General features: G+C 50.6%; 1 protein-coding gene and 1 pseudogene. Both read left to right on the plus strand.

The genetic code is table 11. The annotated features are described in order from the left end of the window. The first annotated feature begins 101 nt into the window (after window positions 1–101). Window positions 102–940: pseudogene (locus PGQ95_RS26195) on the plus strand (AadA family aminoglycoside 3''-O-nucleotidyltransferase). Between the two features lie 84 nt (window positions 941–1,024). Then, the gene (gene lnu(F) / locus PGQ95_RS26200; RefSeq protein WP_000939727.1) at window positions 1,025–1,846 is read left to right on the plus strand and encodes a lincosamide nucleotidyltransferase Lnu(F); all 822 of its coding nucleotides are present in this window, start codon (window positions 1,025–1,027) and stop codon (window positions 1,844–1,846) included. The last annotated feature ends 182 nt before the right edge of the window (window positions 1,847–2,028 follow it).

Below are 2,028 nucleotides of genomic sequence, written 5' to 3' on the forward strand. Positions count from 1 at the left end.
CCAAGCAGCAAGCGCGTTACGCCGTGGGTCGATGTTTGATGTTATGGAGCAGCAACGATGTTACGCAGCAGGGCAGTCGCCCTAAAACAAAGTTAGACATCATGAGGGTAGCGGTGACCATCGAAATTTCGAACCAACTATCAGAGGTGCTAAGCGTCATTGAGCGCCATCTGGAATCAACGTTGCTGGCCGTGCATTTGTACGGCTCCGCAGTGGATGGCGGCCTGAAGCCATACAGCGATATTGATTTGCTGGTTACGGTGACCGTAAGGCTTGATGAAACAACGCGGCGAGCTTTGATCAACGACCTTTTGGAAACTTCGGCTTCCCCTGGAGAGAGCGAGATTCTCCGCGCTGTAGAAGTCACCATTGTTGTGCACGACGACATCATTCCGTGGCGTTATCCAGCTAAGCGCGAACTGCAATTTGGAGAATGGCAGCGCAATGACATTCTTGCGGGTATCTTCGAGCCAGCCATGATCGACATTGATCTAGCTATCCTGCTTACAAAAGCAAGAGAACATAGCGTTGCCTTGGTAGGTCCGGCAGCGGAGGAATTCTTTGACCCGGTTCCTGAACAGGATCTATTCGAGGCGCTGAGGGAAACCTTGAAGCTATGGAACTCGCAGCCCGACTGGGCCGGCGATGAGCGAAATGTAGTGCTTACGTTGTCCCGCATTTGGTACAGCGCAATAACCGGCAAAATCGCGCCGAAGGATGTCGCTGCCGACTGGGCAATAAAACGCCTACCTGCCCAGTATCAGCCCGTCTTACTTGAAGCTAAGCAAGCTTATCTGGGACAAAAAGAAGATCACTTGGCCTCACGCGCAGATCACTTGGAAGAATTTATTCGCTTTGTGAAAGGCGAGATCATCAAGTCAGTTGGTAAATGATGTCTAACAATTCGTTCAAGCCGACCGCGCTACGCGCGGCGGCTTAACTCCGGCGTTGTGCTGACGAAAAAAAACAAAAATCTGCGTATACCTTTCCTCATAATCTGTGGCTTCAATAAAAGGATATTTCTATGCTTCAACTGAAAATGATCGAACTCTTCAAGGAAGGTTGTCATGAGGATGCACGAATAATCGCGGCATTGATGTTCGGCTCATTTGCTATCGGAGAGGGTGACGAGTTCTCTGATATCGAATTCGCAGTGTTCATCCAGGATGACCATTTTGAAAATTTCGATCAGCGCTCGTGGCTTAATGCCGTAAGTCCGGTTGCTGCTTACTTTCCGGACGACTTCGGCCACCACACCGCACTTTTTGAAAACGGCATTCGCGGTGAATTCCATTTCATGCGAAAATCGGACATACCGGTCATTTCCACTTGGCAAGGCTATGGGTGGTTTCCCTCGCTTGAGGCGGCTGTTTTGTTGGACCGATCAGGAGAGTTGTCAAGGTACGCAAGCGCTCTCGTGGGCGGTCCCCCGATACGTGAAGGCGCGCCGCTGGTGGAAGGGCTTGTGTTGAACCTCATCAGCCTGATGCTCTTTGGGGCCAATCTTTTAAATCGGGGAGAGTACGCTCGCGCCTGGGCTTTGCTCAGCAAAGCACATGAAAACCTACTCAAGCTGGTTCGACTCCACGAAGGGGCAACAGACCACTGGCCGACACCTTCACGCGCGCTCGAAAAGGATATCTCGGAGGACTCGTATAATCGCTATCTGGCATGCACAAGCAGTGCAGAACCAAGAGCACTATGTGCAGCCTATCATCAAACGTGGACGTGGAGTCTCGAATTGTTCAAGAGCGTGACAGAACCTCTGAATATCGAGCTTCCGAGAACTGTAATTGCGCAGGCAAAAAGGTTGCTCAATGAGTCTGCGACGCCGCACAACAAGTAAATCCAGCGGACGCATAAAAACGCGCCGCTGATTTTGACGTTAGATGCACTAAGCACATAATTGCTCACAGCCAAACTATCAGGTCAAGTGGCACTGTTGCAAATAGTCGGTGGTGATAAACTTATCATCCCCTTTTGCTGATGGAGCTGCACATGAACCCATTCAAAGGCCGGCATTTTCAG

The sequence above is a fragment of the Klebsiella sp. 141240 genome (genome assembly GCF_050600805.1).
Lineage (GTDB): Bacteria > Pseudomonadota > Gammaproteobacteria > Enterobacterales > Enterobacteriaceae > Klebsiella > Klebsiella aerogenes.